Annotated in this window: 16 protein-coding genes; 4 read left to right on the forward strand and 12 right to left on the reverse strand. The window is 47.5% G+C overall.

Translation table 11 applies throughout. From position 1 onward, the window contains the following. Positions 1-5 precede the first annotated feature (5 nt). Genes ilvE through ilvG form a run of 3 tightly spaced genes read right to left on the reverse strand, consistent with a single transcriptional unit; the run spans position 6 to position 2,899 of the window. Entirely contained in the window at positions 6-944 is a 939-nt protein-coding gene (ilvE, locus tag VEA_RS02140) for a branched-chain-amino-acid transaminase (protein ID WP_005378953.1), read from the reverse strand. Between the two features lie 12 nt (positions 945-956). Beyond that, a complete protein-coding gene (gene ilvM / locus VEA_RS02145) occupies positions 957-1,241 on the reverse strand; it encodes an acetolactate synthase 2 small subunit (protein ID WP_005378958.1) in 285 nt (94 codons plus the stop codon). 11 nt (positions 1,242-1,252) lie between these two features. After that, a complete protein-coding gene (ilvG, locus tag VEA_RS02150; RefSeq protein ID WP_005394061.1) occupies positions 1,253-2,899 on the reverse strand; it encodes an acetolactate synthase 2 catalytic subunit in 1,647 nt (548 codons plus the stop codon). 464 nt (positions 2,900-3,363) lie between these two features. Between ilvG and VEA_RS02155 the strand changes: the two genes are divergently transcribed. Next, positions 3,364-4,887, forward strand: coding sequence for a YifB family Mg chelatase-like AAA ATPase (locus VEA_RS02155; RefSeq protein ID WP_006742918.1), 1,524 nt, complete (start codon positions 3,364-3,366; stop codon positions 4,885-4,887). Positions 4,888-4,944: 57 nt separating this feature from the next. On the opposite strand, the gene VEA_RS02160 is transcribed toward VEA_RS02155, so the two are convergent. Beyond that, positions 4,945-5,901 (reverse strand): DUF2860 domain-containing protein, encoded by a 957-nt coding sequence (locus tag VEA_RS02160; protein ID WP_006742919.1) that lies wholly within the window; start codon positions 5,899-5,901, stop codon positions 4,945-4,947. Positions 5,902-6,050: 149 nt separating this feature from the next. Here VEA_RS02160 and VEA_RS02165 point away from each other — a divergent pair, with 149 nt between their 5' ends. Next, positions 6,051-6,929 carry an acyltransferase gene (locus tag VEA_RS02165; RefSeq protein ID WP_006742920.1) on the forward strand — a complete coding sequence of 293 codons (879 nt, stop codon included), beginning with the start codon at positions 6,051-6,053 and terminating at the stop codon, positions 6,927-6,929. Positions 6,930-6,975: 46 nt separating this feature from the next. On the opposite strand, the gene VEA_RS02170 is transcribed toward VEA_RS02165, so the two are convergent. The 5 genes from VEA_RS02170 to VEA_RS23750 all read right to left on the reverse strand — a co-directional run bounded on the left by VEA_RS02170 (position 6,976) and on the right by VEA_RS23750 (position 10,988). After that, the gene (locus VEA_RS02170; protein ID WP_005379036.1) at positions 6,976-7,578 is read right to left on the reverse strand and encodes a thiol:disulfide interchange protein DsbA/DsbL; all 603 of its coding nucleotides are present in this window, start codon (positions 7,576-7,578) and stop codon (positions 6,976-6,978) included. A gap of 34 nt (positions 7,579-7,612) precedes the next feature. Beyond that, positions 7,613-8,599, reverse strand: a complete 987-nt coding sequence (locus tag VEA_RS02175) for a serine/threonine protein kinase (protein ID WP_041853008.1) — start codon at positions 8,597-8,599, stop codon at positions 7,613-7,615. Between the two features lie 53 nt (positions 8,600-8,652). Further along, on the reverse strand, positions 8,653-10,074 hold the full coding sequence (ccoG, locus tag VEA_RS02180; RefSeq protein WP_006742922.1) for a cytochrome c oxidase accessory protein CcoG: 1,422 nt from the start codon (positions 10,072-10,074) through the stop codon (positions 8,653-8,655). Positions 10,075-10,387: 313 nt separating this feature from the next. Further along, the gene (locus VEA_RS02185; RefSeq protein ID WP_005394048.1) at positions 10,388-10,654 is read right to left on the reverse strand and encodes a YihD family protein; all 267 of its coding nucleotides are present in this window, start codon (positions 10,652-10,654) and stop codon (positions 10,388-10,390) included. Between the two features lie 166 nt (positions 10,655-10,820). Further along, the gene (locus VEA_RS23750) at positions 10,821-10,988 is read right to left on the reverse strand and encodes a hypothetical protein (protein WP_005379043.1); all 168 of its coding nucleotides are present in this window, start codon (positions 10,986-10,988) and stop codon (positions 10,821-10,823) included. Between the two features lie 296 nt (positions 10,989-11,284). Between VEA_RS23750 and VEA_RS02190 the strand changes: the two genes are divergently transcribed. Next, positions 11,285-12,091, forward strand: coding sequence for a sporulation protein (locus tag VEA_RS02190; RefSeq protein ID WP_006742923.1), 807 nt, complete (start codon positions 11,285-11,287; stop codon positions 12,089-12,091). A 70-nt stretch (positions 12,092-12,161) separates the two neighbouring features. Continuing rightward, a complete protein-coding gene (trhA, locus tag VEA_RS02195) occupies positions 12,162-12,815 on the forward strand; it encodes a PAQR family membrane homeostasis protein TrhA (protein ID WP_005394044.1) in 654 nt (217 codons plus the stop codon). Positions 12,816-12,853: 38 nt separating this feature from the next. Here trhA and VEA_RS02200 read toward each other — a convergent pair whose 3' ends face one another. The 3 genes from VEA_RS02200 to trkA are packed head-to-tail and all read right to left on the reverse strand — an operon-like array spanning position 12,854 to position 16,295. Beyond that, complete coding sequence (locus tag VEA_RS02200) at positions 12,854-13,438, reverse strand: DUF3157 family protein (RefSeq protein ID WP_006742924.1); 585 nt, start codon at positions 13,436-13,438, stop codon at positions 12,854-12,856. 25 nt (positions 13,439-13,463) lie between these two features. Continuing rightward, positions 13,464-14,909: a TrkH family potassium uptake protein gene (locus VEA_RS02205; RefSeq protein WP_006742925.1), complete on the reverse strand. Its 1,446-nt coding sequence runs from the start codon at positions 14,907-14,909 to the stop codon at positions 13,464-13,466. A 9-nt stretch (positions 14,910-14,918) separates the two neighbouring features. Beyond that, the gene (gene trkA / locus VEA_RS02210; RefSeq protein ID WP_005394041.1) at positions 14,919-16,295 is read right to left on the reverse strand and encodes a Trk system potassium transporter TrkA; all 1,377 of its coding nucleotides are present in this window, start codon (positions 16,293-16,295) and stop codon (positions 14,919-14,921) included. Positions 16,296-16,352 lie beyond the last annotated feature (57 nt).

A 16,352-nucleotide genomic window follows, 5' to 3' on the forward strand; every position in this document is an offset into this window, starting at 1 on the left:
CCTTCTTACTTCTGTTCTGGGTACACATAGTCTAACCAGCCCCACTTATCTTCCGTGGTGCCGTCAAATAGGCCAAAGTAGGCTGCTTGTAGTTCTTTAGTGATTGGGCCGCGTTTACCTGTGCCCACTTCAATTTTGTCGATGGTTGCCACTGGCACAATTTCAGCTGCAGTACCTGTCATGAAGACTTCATCGGCAAGGTAAAGCGCTTCACGTGCAATATTGGCTTCACGCACTTCATAACCTTTATCGCGTGCAATCGTCATTATCGAATCACGAGTAATGCCCGGCAGAATCGCGCTGGTTGCTGGTGGTGTGGTGATCACGCCATCTTTGATAACGAAGATGTTTTCGCCAGCCCCTTCTGATAGGTAACCATCAACGCTCAGTGCGATACCTTCGTCGTAACCGTGACGACGCGCTTCACCACCAACCAGTAGTGAAGATAGGTAGTTACCGCCTGCTTTAGCCGCAGTTGGGATGGTGTTTGGCGCAGCGCGGTTCCAGCTTGAAATCATCGCATCGACACCTTTTTCTAGCGCTTCTTCGCCTAAGTAAGAGCCCCAAGGAAATGCTGCAATGATTAGATCCATCTCAGTGCCAACTGGTGGACATACGCCTAAGCCAACATTACCGACAAAACCCAATGGACGAATGTAAGCGCTGTCGAGTTTGTTTTGGCGCAGTGTTTCGCGGGTCGCTTCCATGATTTCTTCTACAGAGAAAGGTATCGGAAAGCGGTAAATCTTGGCGGAATCTTTTAGACGTTGTGCATGCTCACGGTGACGGAAGACAATTGGGCCTTTTGGTGTGTTGTAACAGCGCACGCCTTCAAACACGGATGTACCATAGTGCATTGCGTGAGTCAGAACGTGAACGTTCGCCTCTGCCCATGGAACCATCTCACCATTAAACCAAATGAAATCTGCAGTTTTCGTTGCCATTTGTTGCCTTCCTTATGCACTTACGTGTTGTTGTAAGTTGTGATTTGGCAGTTCATCGTTGCGGATTTTTAGCACCTCAACCTTACGAACGTCCCACAACTTCTCTATTTGATTGATCAAAAACGAGATTGGTCGATCGCTGTCGACGATGATCTCGACGCTGGCTACTTTACTTTCATGGTTTTGCGTAGCAGCGACTTGTTTGATCACGAAGCCTCGGTGACGAATCACACGTAGAACGCGCTCCAACAGTACCGGTTTGTCATCGGCTTTGATGTCGAGTAAATATCTGTCCATGCGATTGTCTCCTATGTATTTTCCAACATATCACTGTTTGATGCGCCAGGTGGCACCAATGGCCACACGTTTTCTTCTTCATCAATCAAAACGTGAAGCATGTAAGAAGTTTCACTCGCTAGCATCTCTTTGAGAGCAGGTTCGACTTCTTCTTTCTTGGTGATGGTTTTGCCCGGGATATCGAACGCTTTGGCAAGCATCACGAAGTCTGGGTTGTCATCAAGAATGGTTTCGCTGTGGCGGCCGTCAAAGAACAATGACTGCCATTGGCGAACCATGCCAAGACGTTGGTTATTAAGAAGGACAATCTTCACTGGAATCTGACGACGCTTCAGCGTGCCCAATTCCTGCACGTTCATCATAAATGAACCGTCACCTGTAATAAGGATAGACTGATCATCAGGACGTGCGACTGCTGCACCCATCGCTGCTGGCAAGCCAAAGCCCATGGTGCCAAGGCCAGCAGAAGTGATGAAATTTTGTGGTTCGCGTGGCTGGATATGTTGCGCTGCCCACATCTGGTGCTGACCTACATCAGTCGAGACAATTGAGCTGTCTGGCATCATGTCTGACAGTTGTTTAAGCAATAGCGGTGCGTAGATTAACTCGCCCGGGTGGTCGTAACGCCACTTAAAGCCGCTACGCAGACTTTCACTGTGATGTACCCACGGTGAGATATCTTGAGTCAGCTCTAGCTGAGGAAGAATGGTGTTGATGTCGCCACGCAATGGTGCGTTGGCGTGGCGCAGTTTATGAATCTCCGCAGCATCAATGTCGATGTGAATCACTTTCGCATTTGGTGCAAACGTGTCGAGCTTACCCGTCACACGGTCATCAAAGCGTGCGCCAACCACGATCAATAGATCGGCTTCTTGAACCACTAGGTTAGCGGCTTTGGTGCCGTGCATGCCCAACATACCAAGATAGTGAGGGTCATGGCGTTCAATGGTACCGAGGCCTTTTAGTGTGCTAACTGCTGGCATTGGGTTTAAGCGAAGGAATTCGCGTACTGCATCGGTTGCTTTAGCGAGTTGCACGCCACCACCAACATACAACACTGGGCGAGTTGAGGCTGCCAGTACATCTTGTGCGCGCTTAATGTCTTCAGCGCTGACATCTTCGATTGCAGGCGCTACGTATGGAGGCAGTAGATCTGTTGGGGTTTGAGCCAGTTGAACGTCTTTGGCGATATCGACAATGACTGGACCCGGACGACCCGTTTTGGCCACTTCAAACGCTTCGGCTAGCGTTGGCGCTAGGTCTTCAATTTCGGTCACGAGATAGCTGTGCTTAGTACAGGCTAGGGACATTCCGATCACATCCATTTCTTGGAATGCATCGGTACCGATATGAGAGCTAGCAACCTGGCCTGTGATGGCAACTAGAGGTACGGAGTCAAGGAAAGCGTCGGCAAGGCCGGTAACAAGGTTAGTGGCCCCAGGGCCGGAAGTTGCCATGCATACGGCAACGTCTTGTGTGGAACGAGCCATACCGATGGCGGCCATGGCGGCCCCTTGCTCATGACGGCATAGGATGTGCTCCACCCCTCCGTCATACAAAGCATCGTAGATTGGCATGATGGCCCCGCCAGGGTAGCCAAAAACGGTTTCGATGCCTTGCTGTCTTAAAGCGGCTACGACAAGTTGTGCACCAGTCATCGTAAACCTCCTTTGCTACGTTGTGGCTCGTAGCGATTGCCATATTTATTGCACTTCATGTGCACTCCCATTCTTCCCGTTAAACTGTCCGAGGGTTAGACAGATGACAACTTGTAGTTGTAAAAAAACCCCCGGACTTTTCAGTGCGGGGGTTTTTTGTAATTTGTGGTTACCTTTCGCCCACAATACCCCGCGCGGTGCCAATAATGACCACGATAATCAGGGCTAGCAGTGCGTTGATATGAGCGAAAAGGTTCATCTGTCTGTCGTTCTTTTTTCGTTAAAAAATGTTGTGTAATGTTCTACGAAATTGTTTGCGTCATTAGTGGTATCACACAATTCCGCTGCATGACAAGCAAAAAGTCATTCTTTTTTCACATTAACTCTCAATTGGGACGCGGTATATAACATAACCAACTAGATAAAACATTTGTTTACAGAGTGTTCAATAAATTGAGGAACGTATGGGGCTGGCAATCATTCATAGTCGAGCAAGCGTCGGGGTGCAAGCGCCATCGGTTAGTGTAGAAGTTCATATTAGCAATGGTATGCCCGGGTTTACCTTGGTAGGGCTGCCAGAGACGACGGTAAAAGAGTCCAAAGATCGCGTTCGTAGCGCGATCATTAATTCTAATTTTCAGTTTCCAGCTAAGCGGATCACCGTTAATTTAGCTCCAGCAGATTTGCCCAAAGAGGGAGGGCGTTTTGATCTTCCTATCGCATTGGGCATTTTGGCCGCTTCGGAGCAAATCGCGACAGATAAGCTTAAAAACTACGAATTTGTTGGCGAGTTAGCGCTATCTGGTGGTCTGAGGCCAGTAAAAGGTGTGTTACCTGCTGCGCTGGAAGCCAGTAAGATTCAACGTCATTTGGTCGTCCCACATGTCAATGGCGATCAGGCGGCGCTGGTGGGGAAGGAACAACATAAATCGGCCCAATCATTACTGGAAGTATGTGCCGAGCTTTGTGGTCAACATAGACTGAATCTTTTTCAAACGCCTAAGCGCAAAATAGTCGAAAAACATGGTCGAGACTTACAAGATATTATTGGCCAACAACAAGGTAAACGCGCATTGGAGATAGCTGCCGCTGGAAACCACAACTTACTTTTCCTTGGCCCGCCAGGTACTGGAAAAACCATGTTGGCTTCGCGTTTGTGTGACTTACTACCGGAGATGAGTGACGAAGAAGCAATGGAAACCGCTTCGGTGGCATCGTTGACTCAGAGTGAAATTAATGAGCACAATTGGAAGTCGCGTCCGTTTCGTTCTCCGCATCATTCAAGTTCAATGGCGGCATTAGTTGGCGGTGGCTCGGTACCCAGACCCGGGGAGATTTCTTTAGCCCACAACGGCTTGTTGTTTCTCGACGAAATGCCCGAATTTGACCGAAAGGTGCTGGACTCGTTACGCGAACCGCTCGAATCTGGTGAGATCATTATCTCTCGGGCGCAAGGTAAAACACGTTTTCCGGCTCGCTTCCAATTAGTTGGAGCATTGAACCCAAGCCCGACAGGATATTACGAAGGCAATCAAGCTCGCACCAATCCACAAGCTATTTTGCGTTACCTTGGTCGATTATCTGGACCACTGTTAGATCGCTTTGATATGTCTTTAGAAATCCCAGCTTTGCCCAAAGGAACATTAGCAGAAGGTGGTGATCGCGGTGAGCCGACCGCTATCGTTAAAGAACGTGTGAATCATGCGCGTACCAATATGTTGAACCGCAGCGGTAAGGTAAATGCACTATTAGGTAGTCGAGAAATCGAGGCGTTTTGCCCCTTACACAAAAGTGATGCGGAGTTTCTTGAAACCGCTTTGCATCGTTTGGGGCTTTCGATTCGCGCGTATCATCGCATTATCAAAGTAGCACGAACGATAGCGGATCTTGATGGGGCGGAGCAGATTGAACGAGCGCACTTAGCCGAGGCGCTTGGGTATCGAGCGATGGATCGCTTACTGAAACAGCTCACGGCGCAAGCGGTATAGAGACGTGCAAATATCACCGCAACAAGTGTTGTAAGTGCCTTGTTGCGATGAAGGACGTTAGAAGGTGTAGTTGAGACCAAGCGACAATAGGTACTCTTTCTCATCATAGAACGTGATATTTGAGTCCGTTTGGCTGTAGCCGGCTAAAGAGATGAACGACCAGTTTTGCCAGTCAAATACGTTTTGATATTCATAGGCTGCAAATAGGCTGACGGTGTCGTCATTTCGTGTTTTAGCAAAAGTTTGGCTAGTGGCTTGATAGTCTTTCCATGCATAACCTGCGGTGAGGGCCAACCGATGGCGATTGATAAATTTAAACCAACTGATGTCAAACCCGTACGAATCAAATGATTCCGCATTACCGTCGGCATCTTGATTAATGTAGGTAAACGCCGGTTGCAACATGGATGTTTGATTAAGTGAAACCCGATAGTCACCTTTAACGTAGTAAAGGCTCGCATCGCGAGCGAGTGAACGGTCCGTTACTTCTTCTTGCTCAATGTCTTTATCAGCATAAGCGAGATCAAGGTTGAAGTTTTTATCAATCAATCCTTTGATTTGAAAGCGATAGGCATTGCCGTCCACATCCGTTTCTTTACGGGCGGTTCCGACTTGATATGGGTTACGCCAAGTTTCGCTTTTGAGCACGGTCGGTAGATAGGAAATATCGAGCACGGTGCCGGACGGCAACTCGTGTTGATAGCCCAGCTGAAAAGCGAGTGTACCAACCGCGACATCGGAACGTGTGGTACCCGCGTACACTTGGTGATTGAGTCGGTTACCAAAAGTGTAAGTAATGCTTCCTAGCGGCGCAGCGATAACGGAGCTGTCACTATCGGCGCGCTTATCGAGAGAATCGATGGTGTTACTATTTTCCGTATTGAAGTTGGATTCTGATGATACAAATCCGGCATTCAGCGAAATTTCACCGCCAAAACCTGCGGTTTCAGCGAGTTGAGCCTGAGCAGAACTGACGACAAAGGCCAAAGGCAAGAGAATTAGCCTTGGTTTCATTCGTTATCTCCTTATTGTCGAATGAGTGGTGCAAATATTGGTTGAGGTAACAAATCTGACCATTCCCACGCATATTCCAATGTGGCAAAGGCGCAGTATAATTACACGCTGTTTTATTCTTCACACATTATCACTGTTGTTTGACTATCATGTTGGCATATTTGTTATTTTTTTTTAACGCTTCTTTTGTGATTCTCAATTCTGCGCTGTGTTCAATCGCAATTTGTATTATCGCTGTGTTTAAAGTATTGCTTCCAAGTGTGGAGCTAAAAGCGAAAGCGACCGCTTGTGCCAACAAGGTGATGTGGTTATGGGCTACCGTTAATGCGGGCATTCTGGCTGTTTCTAACCGTGTTGACTGGGATGTTCAGGGCGGTGAGGCGCTGAAAAAAGACGGGTGGTATCTGCTGATCAGTAATCATCTCAGTTGGACCGATATTGTGGTGCTTTGCTGCGTGTTTAAAGACCGCATACCTATGCCGAAGTTTTTCCTCAAACAACAACTGTTGTATGTGCCTTTCATTGGGATGGCGTGTTGGGCGCTCGACATGCCATTTATGCGTCGTTATTCGCGAGAGTATCTGATCCGCAACCCGCACAAACGAGGTCAAGATTTAGAGACGACACGTCGCTCGTGCGCCAAGTTCAAACATGCCCCAACCACAGTGGTTAATTATGTCGAAGGCACTCGATTTACCGAAGAAAAACAGCGTAAGAGCAAGACGAGCTACCAATATTTGCTGCAACCAAAATCGGGCGGGATCGCATACACGTTAGCGGCAATGGGGGAGCAGTTCGAGAACATTATCGATGTGACGCTGGCGTACCCAGAAAATACAAATAAGCCATTCAAGGATTTATTAATGGGCCGAATGGGCAAGGTTGTTGTGCGTGTGAATGTGTTGCCCGTCGATGAACGAGTGCTTGGTGATTACTTTAACGATAAGCCCTATAAGCGACAATTTCAGCAGTGGTTGGGTGATGTGTGGCAAGAAAAAGATCGGTTACTACAAGAGATTTACAAATAAACAAAAGGGGAGCGATGTGCTCCCCTTTTGATTGATATCGATGTGCTTATTTTAGTGTCAGCAAGTAGTTCACCAGAGAGAAGTACTCATCCATTGTTTTGATGCTTTGTGCTTGAACTAGGTATTTGTTGTTAACGATAACCGCAGGAACGCCGGTTAGACCGCTGTTTTCAAATTGCTTGTCCATACGGCGAACCATGGAATCAACCGCAAAGCCTTTGAATGCTGAGTCGAATTTTTTCGCGTCTACACCTTCATCAAGGAAGATTTGGCGAAGCTCTTCATCGTTACGTGGCGCCTTCTTTAGATTGTGGATGCGGTTAAACATCACTGGCACCATTTTGTCTTCCACTTTTAGTGCAACCATGGTCGCGTAGGCTTTGCTCATTGATGGGCCCATGTTGCCACCCATGAAAGAAACGTGGTTTTTTAATAGCTTAGTACCTTCTGGCAACTGCTTTTTCAGTTGCTGGATAACAGGTTCAAAGCTATTACAGTGCGGGCAGTAGAAAGAGAAAAACTCCGTCACAAGAGGTTTTTTTGATGCCTCAAGATCCAATACTTTGTAATGTTCACCTTCTTTGAATTGCGCTGCATGTGCCGACAGGCTTAGCATCAGCATAGAAAACAGTGCGAACAGTTTTTTCATCGAAATATCTCCATTTTTGAATTTGTGGCCTGACTTACCATTGAGGCATTAAAGACAGCGGTGCTTCTTCTAAAGCGGCGATCTGCTCTTTAAATGCAAGGACCTGACCTTCCCAGTATTTTGGCTCATTAAACCATGGAAAAGCGAGAGGAAACGCAGGGTCATGCCAACGTTTTGCTAGCCATGCCATATAGTGCACCATTCGTAGACCGCGAAGTGGCTCAATTAGTTTCAATTCTGCGGGGTTAAAGTCGCAAAACTCTTGATAAGCTTCTAAAACAATATCCAGCTGCATCAGTTTGTCTTGGCGTTCACCGTTCAGTAGCATCCATAAGTCTTGTACTGCAGGGCCGTTACGAGCGTCATCCAAATCAACAAACATAGGGCCATCTCGCCACAAAATATTGCCTGGGTGGCAATCGCCATGCAAACGAATGATATTGAAGCCTTCTTGCCAGTGGCTTTCAATTGATTTGATCAGCATATCCAAGTCATTGAAGAAGCTGTTCTCCAAGTGCATTGGAATCATGTTGGCGTTTTGCAGAATCTCTCTTGGTTGATACAGGTATTCTTGCAAGCCAATCGTTGGTCGATGTTGGAAGGCTTGGCGGCTACCCACTTTGTGGATGCGCCCAAGGAAACGCCCTACACCTTCGAGCTGATCTAAGTTGTCAACCTCGTACTGGCGACCACCCACGCTCTCAAACAGCGCAAAGGCATAGCCTTGATAGTGATGCAGGGTTTCACCGTTGATGCGCACAGGTGGTGCGACGGGGATTTCGTTTCCAATTAGTTCTAAAGTGAAGTCGTGCTCCTCTTGGATCTGTTCATTGCTCCAACGTTCAGGACGGTAAAACTTGACGACATAACGACGACGCTCTTCGTCAGTGAATTGATAAACACGGTTTTCGTAGCTATTGAGGGGAAGAAAACCTGATTCTGCGCGAACGCCGATGCTTTCTAACGCGTACCACATAAAATCTGGGGTAAGGGCGTCAAAGTTAAACATACTTTGGGACATATAAACAAAAAGGCTCATTACTGAGCCTTTTTCCGTTAGTCACTGAAGTAGCGCTATAGTTTTTTAATAAAACGGCTTTCTACTTCAATGGTGAATTCGTTGCTCTTATCGGTGAGTATAAACTGAATTGTCGTAATCGCAGAGTTTAGCTTGTCAGGATCGGCGCCAAGACTCATTGGTAAGTTCAATACCTCACCTGGCTGTACCTGAATTGTCTGCTTACCATACCAGCTTACATCGGATAGCCCTTCAACATCCAACGAGTACTCTTGCACTTGCTGGGTTTTGTTGATTACTTTGAGGGTGTAGGTGTTTTCTACTTCGCCTGAGCTATTTACGCGGAACAGTTGGTTACGGTCGCGAATAACACTCATGCCTGCTGGGTCTACCGCTGCGATTTGGGCAAAGAACAGACCAATCATGACCAGTAGCACAGCTCCATAGCCCAGAAGCTTCGGACGCATGACTTTGGTACTCTTACCCGATAAGCGGTGCTCGGTGGTGTAGCTGATTAGTCCTTTCTCGTAACCCATGCGATCCATGGTGTTGTCACACGCATCAATACAGGCGCCACAGTTAATACATTCATATTGTAAGCCGTCACGAATATCGATACCTGTTGGGCACACCTGCACACACAAGTCACAATCAATACAATCCCCCAAACCAAGCTGCTTTGGATCGGCTTTGCGCGGACGTGGGCCACGCTTTTCCCCACGTTTTGCATCGTAGCCAACGATGAAGGTGTCTTTATCAAACATGGCAGACTGGAAGCGCGCGTAAGGACACATGTGAATACACATGATGGAACGCATCCAACCAGCATTACCATAAGTACAAATGGCAAAGAACATTACCCAAAAGACGGGCCAGAAGTTGGCGTTAAAGGTGAAAAAGTCGATAACCAATTGCTTCATTGGAACGAAGTAGCCAACAAAAGTAAAACCAGTGGCGAGCGCAATGGCAAACCAAGCGATATGTTTGATGGTTTTGCGCATCGCTAAATTCGCCGTTAGCTTATTGGAGTCCTGCTTACGACGCTTATTGGCGCTGCCCTCTAGCTTCTCTTCAAACCAGATATACATGAAGGTCCAGACGGTTTGTGGGCAGAGATAGCCACACCAAACTCGACCTAAGAAGGTGGTAATAAAGAACAACCCAAATGCCGCGATCACAAATAGCAAGGCGAGTAGGGTAAGATCTTGCGGATACAACGTGGTACCGAAAAAGTTGAACTGCTGGTTGCCAATATCGAGCAAGATCGCTTGACGTTCACCGTAAGGGATCCACGGTATTAAAGCGAAGAGAAGCAGTAAGAACCAACCACCGTAACGACGCAGTTTCTGGTAAGTCCCTTTGCTTTCGCGTACATAGATGCGATTACTTGGGTTGAATCGATCCCCATTCCCTTTATGAGTCTTGGGGTTGTAGGTTTTAGGAGTCACATCTTTGATATCGATCTTATCCTGACTCATGCACTCATCCTTCTTAGGCTTTTATAATGTACGGCGTCATTTCTATTGATGTCGCTCGATGACATTGCTACTTCGTCCTTATCATAAATCATGACCGGACATAATTATTTTAGTAAATACTGATGAACGGCGATTATACAATCAATAACAATTCCTTTTCTTTAACGCAGTCAACGTTTAACAACAAAAGTCAGTACAGTTAACCTGATAATTGGCTGAACAGTTATAACCAATTGTGGGACTAAAAATTTTAGTTATAAAAAAGCGACTCACTTGAGGGAGTCGCTTAAAGAATACTGGGTTGTTGAGCCGGTTATTTGATGATGCCACGAGCGCGCAGAATCGCAGTTTTAAAATCATCTTCTTGGTCTTTCTTAAGACCTGGGATCATTTCGTCTTTGCTGCTGTTACGCATTTTAAGGTGGTAGATCAGCACGTCGTCGGTCAGATCTTCTAGCTTGCCTTCGTAGCCTGCTTCTTTCGCTAGCTTCACGATGAACTGTATTAGGTTCATTTCTTGGTCTTTATGCCATTCAGGCTCTAGTAGCTCAAGCAGCTCTTCAATGCGATGACACTTCATTTCTTTCTCCACAGAATTTATAGGTGTAATTAGCTGTAAAGGTACCAAATTGCTTTGCGAAGACCAAATAGGAAAAACTATCTATTTCACTGTGTTTTGTTCTAAGTCGTTGAGGTGGTTTGAGTCGCGTGCAAAGAAAAAAGCGCAGCTGGCGCCGCGCTTTTGATTAAGCTGCTTTGATAACTTTGGCCGGAACACTCGACATCATTGCTGTCTTCTCAACCAATGTCATTGCTGGCGCAACTTGCTTTGCCTTTGGTGCAGTAGTAAAGCCACTGCGGCGGCGCATTGCACTAGTATTAGTGTGTGCGAACCTGACTGTTGTTGGGCGCATTAATTTACCTAACTGTCAGGCATATCCATTGCCGATGTAATGGCCTGAATCATTATGAGCTAGGCTCCAACAAGATTGAAGAATCACTCTTCTGGCTCTCGCCAATCCAGTTAATGAATCAGGAATACCGATATGCATGCATATCACGTATAAGATTAGCATCCTTGTAATAATTGGTCGATAGTTGAGCAATTGAATTGTTTAGATTTTGTCATTTTGTCGCGATGATCGAGGCAATTTTTGTTTGATCCCTCGATCAGCAGTAGTAGTATGAGATCTCGACGAAGGAGGTGCCTATGTCATTTTTGAAGAAGACACTTGCCAGTTTTGGGATTGGGAGTGCTAAGGTCGACTCAATCCTAAATCAAGACGTGCTATATCCTGGTCAAAGTGTGGATGTGTCTATCCATGTTTATGGTGGTGCCACTGAACAAGCGATCGACAACATCGATTTAAAACTGTGTTGTCGCTATATCGCGGAAGCTCCTGATGACCGTGGTGCGCGAGAAGGACACAGCATGCGCCGAGTACCTCAGACTCATGTGCTTGCTAAGTGGAGCCTCCCTTATGCGTTTACCATCCATTCCGGCGAAGAGCGTACCTTCGATGTTCAGCTCGATGTGCCTTGGAATACGCCTGTCACCATTGGTGACGCCAAAGTGTGGCTCGAAACCGGCTTGGACGTTGCTGCTGCTTTAGACCCGACCGATAAAGACATCCTCACCGTTCGACCTGATCCACTAATGGATGCGGTGTTATCCGCATTTGAAGCGCAAGGTTTGCGTATTCGCCAAGTGGAGTGTGAGGAAGTAAAAGGGTTCGACCTGCCATTTGTGCAAGAATTTGAGATGGTGCCGACTGACGGGCCATACCATGGCGTGTGGCGTGAGTTAGAATTTGTCGCTCATCGTAGCGAGCAACAACTCAAATTATGGTTTGAAGTTGACCGCACACGCAAGGGCGAGGGTGGCATGCTCGCAAGCTTACTGGGTAGCGGAAAACTCAAACGAGAGTTGACCATTCCAGCCACAACTAAGCTTGATCAAGTGGGCGAACTTGTACTTAATTACCTCGATCAAACCACGGCCGTTCATGAGTCTTAATTTAAGCTTACACGTGTAAGCCTAATGTGCCATACTAGAGCAAATTTCAAACTCTAGTATAGGCGCATTGATGTCTGAACTGCAGAAACCTCAATACAGTCAACGCGAAGAACTGGCTAATACCATCACTCATGGCATTGGGATGATTTTTGGTATTGTTGGCTTGATACTGCTGCTAATCAAAGCCATAGACCAGCAAGCTGATACGCTGACGCTGGCCAGTATGGCTGTCTATGGTGCGAGTATTATCGTGCTATTTTTGGCTTCGACGCTGTACCATGCAATTCCGCACCCCAACGCCAAACGCTGGCTAAAAACTTTCGATCACTGCGCCATTTATCTGCTCATTGCTGGCAGTTACACGCCTTTTTTGTTAGTGAGTTTACGTACGCCGCTCGCGTTTGGTTTGATGATTGTTATCTGGACCATCGCTCTACTCGGCATCATCATGAAAGTCGCGTTTGTTTACCGATTTAAAAAGCTTTCCTTGATGACGTATTTGGTCATGGGCTGGCTGTCGTTGATTGTGATTTATCAGTTGGCGATCAACTTGGATATTGGCGGACTGACATTACTCGCAGCTGGTGGGATTGTGTATTCACTGGGAGTGATTTTCTACGTTGCGAAGCGTATTCCATTCAATCATGCGATTTGGCACGGCTTCGTTTTAGCGGGTTGTGTGTGTCACTTTTTCGCAATTTATTATTTTGTCGAGCCTATCTAACGGATAGAGATAAACTCGACAAAACATGTGTTATCACATTAACGAGTTTTCACTTCTAACACTTTGGCTGAAAACTGGTATTGCTGAGACTGCGGCACTGCCAGTTTGATGCTTTTACCCTGTTCTGCTTGTTGTGGTCGCAGGTAAGTATCCGCCATTCGCTTGATGGATTGCCAAACTGTGACTTTTTCTTTCGCCAGTTGCTGGCCAGACATATCAAATACCAGAACTTCCACTTCAACTTGAATCACCGATTGTGAGCTTTGATTGGTAATGGACGTTGGCAGTACGAGCTCACCATCTTGATAGCTCGCGGAGCCAATCAGTACGTCGACACCAGAGTCAGACAGCTGCATGGTTGGCTTTTTGGCGTTTACCACCACAGTAGTGCCAACAGTTTTCGTCACAACTGGAATTGTCGCAATTGCGGGAGCTGCGATCGTTTCAACCGCGCCTATTGTCGCTTGCGTCTCTGTTGCTTGCTGCGCAGGTTTTTTCATGACGTATTCCCAAGTAAAGTCATCGTTTAACTTCACTTCTCGACCATCGGCTAAAGTGATGACTTCAGCGGCGTATGTGGATGAGGCGGCAAGTAGGGTCGCCAGAGTGATCCATGTTTTCATTGTTATACCTTTTATTTGTGTCTGCTTAACGGCGCCAAAACGCAGGGAAGAACAGTACAAGAATAGTCAGAATTTCCAAGCGGCCCATCAACATGCCAAAGCTCAGAAGCCACTTGGCGGTATCTGGCAGAGGCGCGAAGTTACCCGTCGGTCCAATCACGCTTCCCATACCCGGGCCGACGTTGGCTACCGCAGTGATGGCACCAGAGATGCTAGTGATGGGGTCTAAACCCAGCGCACTCAAGCAACCCGCGATGAAGATTATGGTGATAAAGAACATCAAGCCAAACGCGACCACCGAGCGAACAATGTCATCATTCACTGGGCGTTGGTTGTAGCGCTGTACAAACACACCTGAAGGGTGAATCAATTTCATCATCTGTTTGTTCAGCAGTGTCATTGCGATTTGGAAACGGAAGATTTTGATCCCACCAGACGTTGACCCCGAACATGCGCCCGCCATCATCAAGAAGGCAAAAAGAGTTGTGGGTAATGCGCCCCACGCGGTGAAGTCCTCTAAGCCAAAGCCGGTTGTGGTGACGACAGAGACGATATTAAACATCGACACTCGTAGCGCATCCAAAATGGTGTATCCGTCTCGAATCACTAACCAAGCTGAAATCACTAAGCTTGAGAACACGAACAGGTACGCGAATCCTCGAACTTGAGCGTCGTTAACCAACACATCAATACGGCGTTTACGTAACGCGGCGATGAAGAGCAAAAATGGCAAGCCACCTAAGAACATAAAGGTAGTGGCCACCCAGTGTGCGCCATTAGAGAAGTGGTTCATCGACCCGTCGGATGTAGAGTATCCGCCCGTTGATAGCGTAGTAAAGGCATGGTTGATCGCTTCAAACAAGTTCATGCCTGTGACCAAGTAGCCCACAATGCATAAGCCAGTAAGCATCAAATAAACTGCTACGATGTTTTTGGCGACCGTTTTTGCTCTCGGGCTACTTTTATCCGACCAATCGGATGATTCGGTTTGGAATAGCTTCATACCACCGACATTGAGCATAGGTAGCACCGCCACCGCCATCACGATAAAGCCAATGCCACCAAGCCACTGCAAAATAGAGCGCCACAGCAAGATGCTCGGCGCCATGTTGTCTAGGCCACTGAGCACCGTTGAGCCCGTCGTGGTGATACCCGACATCGTTTCGAAGTAGGCGTCGGTGAAGCTGATGTGGTTGATGAACACAAACGGCAAGGCGGCAAACGCACTGGCGATGGTCCAAACCAAACTGGTGATGAGGAACATATCGCGTACGCTGAGTTTGAACTTGGCGGTTCGACCGATCGTTAGGCAAATGAAGGCGGCAAGGTGCGTGATCACAACGGCTTGGGCGAAATCGAGGAATCCCCCCGTACCGGTAAAGAAAGCGACCAAAGTCGGCACGTACATAAACAGGGCCAGTTTGGATAAAACCAGCCCGATAACAAACAGTACGGGACGTAAGTTGACCATAGGAAAATCCTAGAGGAAGAATGGACTCGGCTGGAATAGCGCTTCGACGTCTGATACGTATTTTTTGTTGACCAGGAACATCACCACATGGTCATCCTGCTCGATGACCGTACGGTCGTGGGCAATAAGGACTTCTTCGCCACGAACGATAGCACCAATGGTGGTCCCAGGTGGGAGCTTAATATCTCCAATCGCACGTCCAACAACTTTGGATGTACTTTCATCACCGTGAGCGACGGCTTCAATTGCTTCCGCAGCGCCGCGGCGAAGTGAGGATACGTTCACGATATCAGCGCGACGAACGTGCGTCAGCAAGGCGGAAATGGTCGCTTGTTGTGGTGAGATCGCCACATCAATTACGCCGCCTTGTACCAGATCTACATAAGCGCCACGTTGGATCAGCACCATTACTTTTTTCGCGCCCATGCGTTTTGCCAACATCGCAGACATGATGTTGGTTTCATCTTCGTTGGTCAGCGCGATGAAGACGTCGACTTGGTCGATGTTCTCTTCCGAGAGAAGCTCTTGGTCTGCCGCGTCGCCGCAGAACACGATGGTGTTTTCTAGCTCTTCTGACAGTTTTTCTGCACGTTGGTAGTTACGTTCAATCAGCTTCACGCTGTAGTTTTGTTCTAAGCGCTTTGCGAGACTGGCACCAATGTTACCCCCGCCAACAATCATGATGCGGCGGTACGGTTTTTCTAGGCGCTGAAGTTCACTCATCACTGAGCGAATATGATTACTTGCTGCAACGAAGAACACTTCATCGTCGGCTTCAATGATGGTAGTGCCTTGCGGGCGAATCGGACGGCCTTGACGGAAAATCGCTGCCACACGGGTATCGATGTGTGGCATGTGCTCACGCAAAGCAGACAGCGCGTTACCCACCAACGGTCCACCGTAGTAGGCTTTTACCGCCACTAGGCTGACTTTCTGTTCAGCAAAGCTCACCACTTGCAGCGCGCCTGGGTATTGGATTAGACGTTCGATGTAGCTCGTAACGAGTTCTTCTGGTGCGATAAGGTGATCGACAGGAATGGCGCCAGATTTAAACAGGGCTTCTTTTTCTGCCAAGTATTCTGGAGAGCGAATACGTGCAACGCGGTTTGGGGTGTTGAATAGAGTGAACGCGACCTGACAGGCGGCCATGTTGGTTTCATCAGTGTTGGTTACTGCGACGAGCATATCGGCGTCTTGCGCACCAGCTTCGTGCAGCACGTCGGGGTGGCTCGCATGGCCATTGACCACACGCAGGTCGTATTTGTCCTGCAATTCACGCAGTCGATCGGCATTGTTATCGACGATGGTGATGTCGTTGTTTTCACCCACTAGGTTTTCTGCCAGTGTGCCGCCAACCTGACCTGCACCAAGAATAATGATCTTCATACTCTTTTCTCGTTATCTGAAAAAGGCGATTGAAATCACTCCAATCGCCCTATTTAG

The sequence above is a fragment of the Vibrio antiquarius genome (assembly GCF_000024825.1).
Classification (GTDB): domain Bacteria; phylum Pseudomonadota; class Gammaproteobacteria; order Enterobacterales; family Vibrionaceae; genus Vibrio; species Vibrio diabolicus.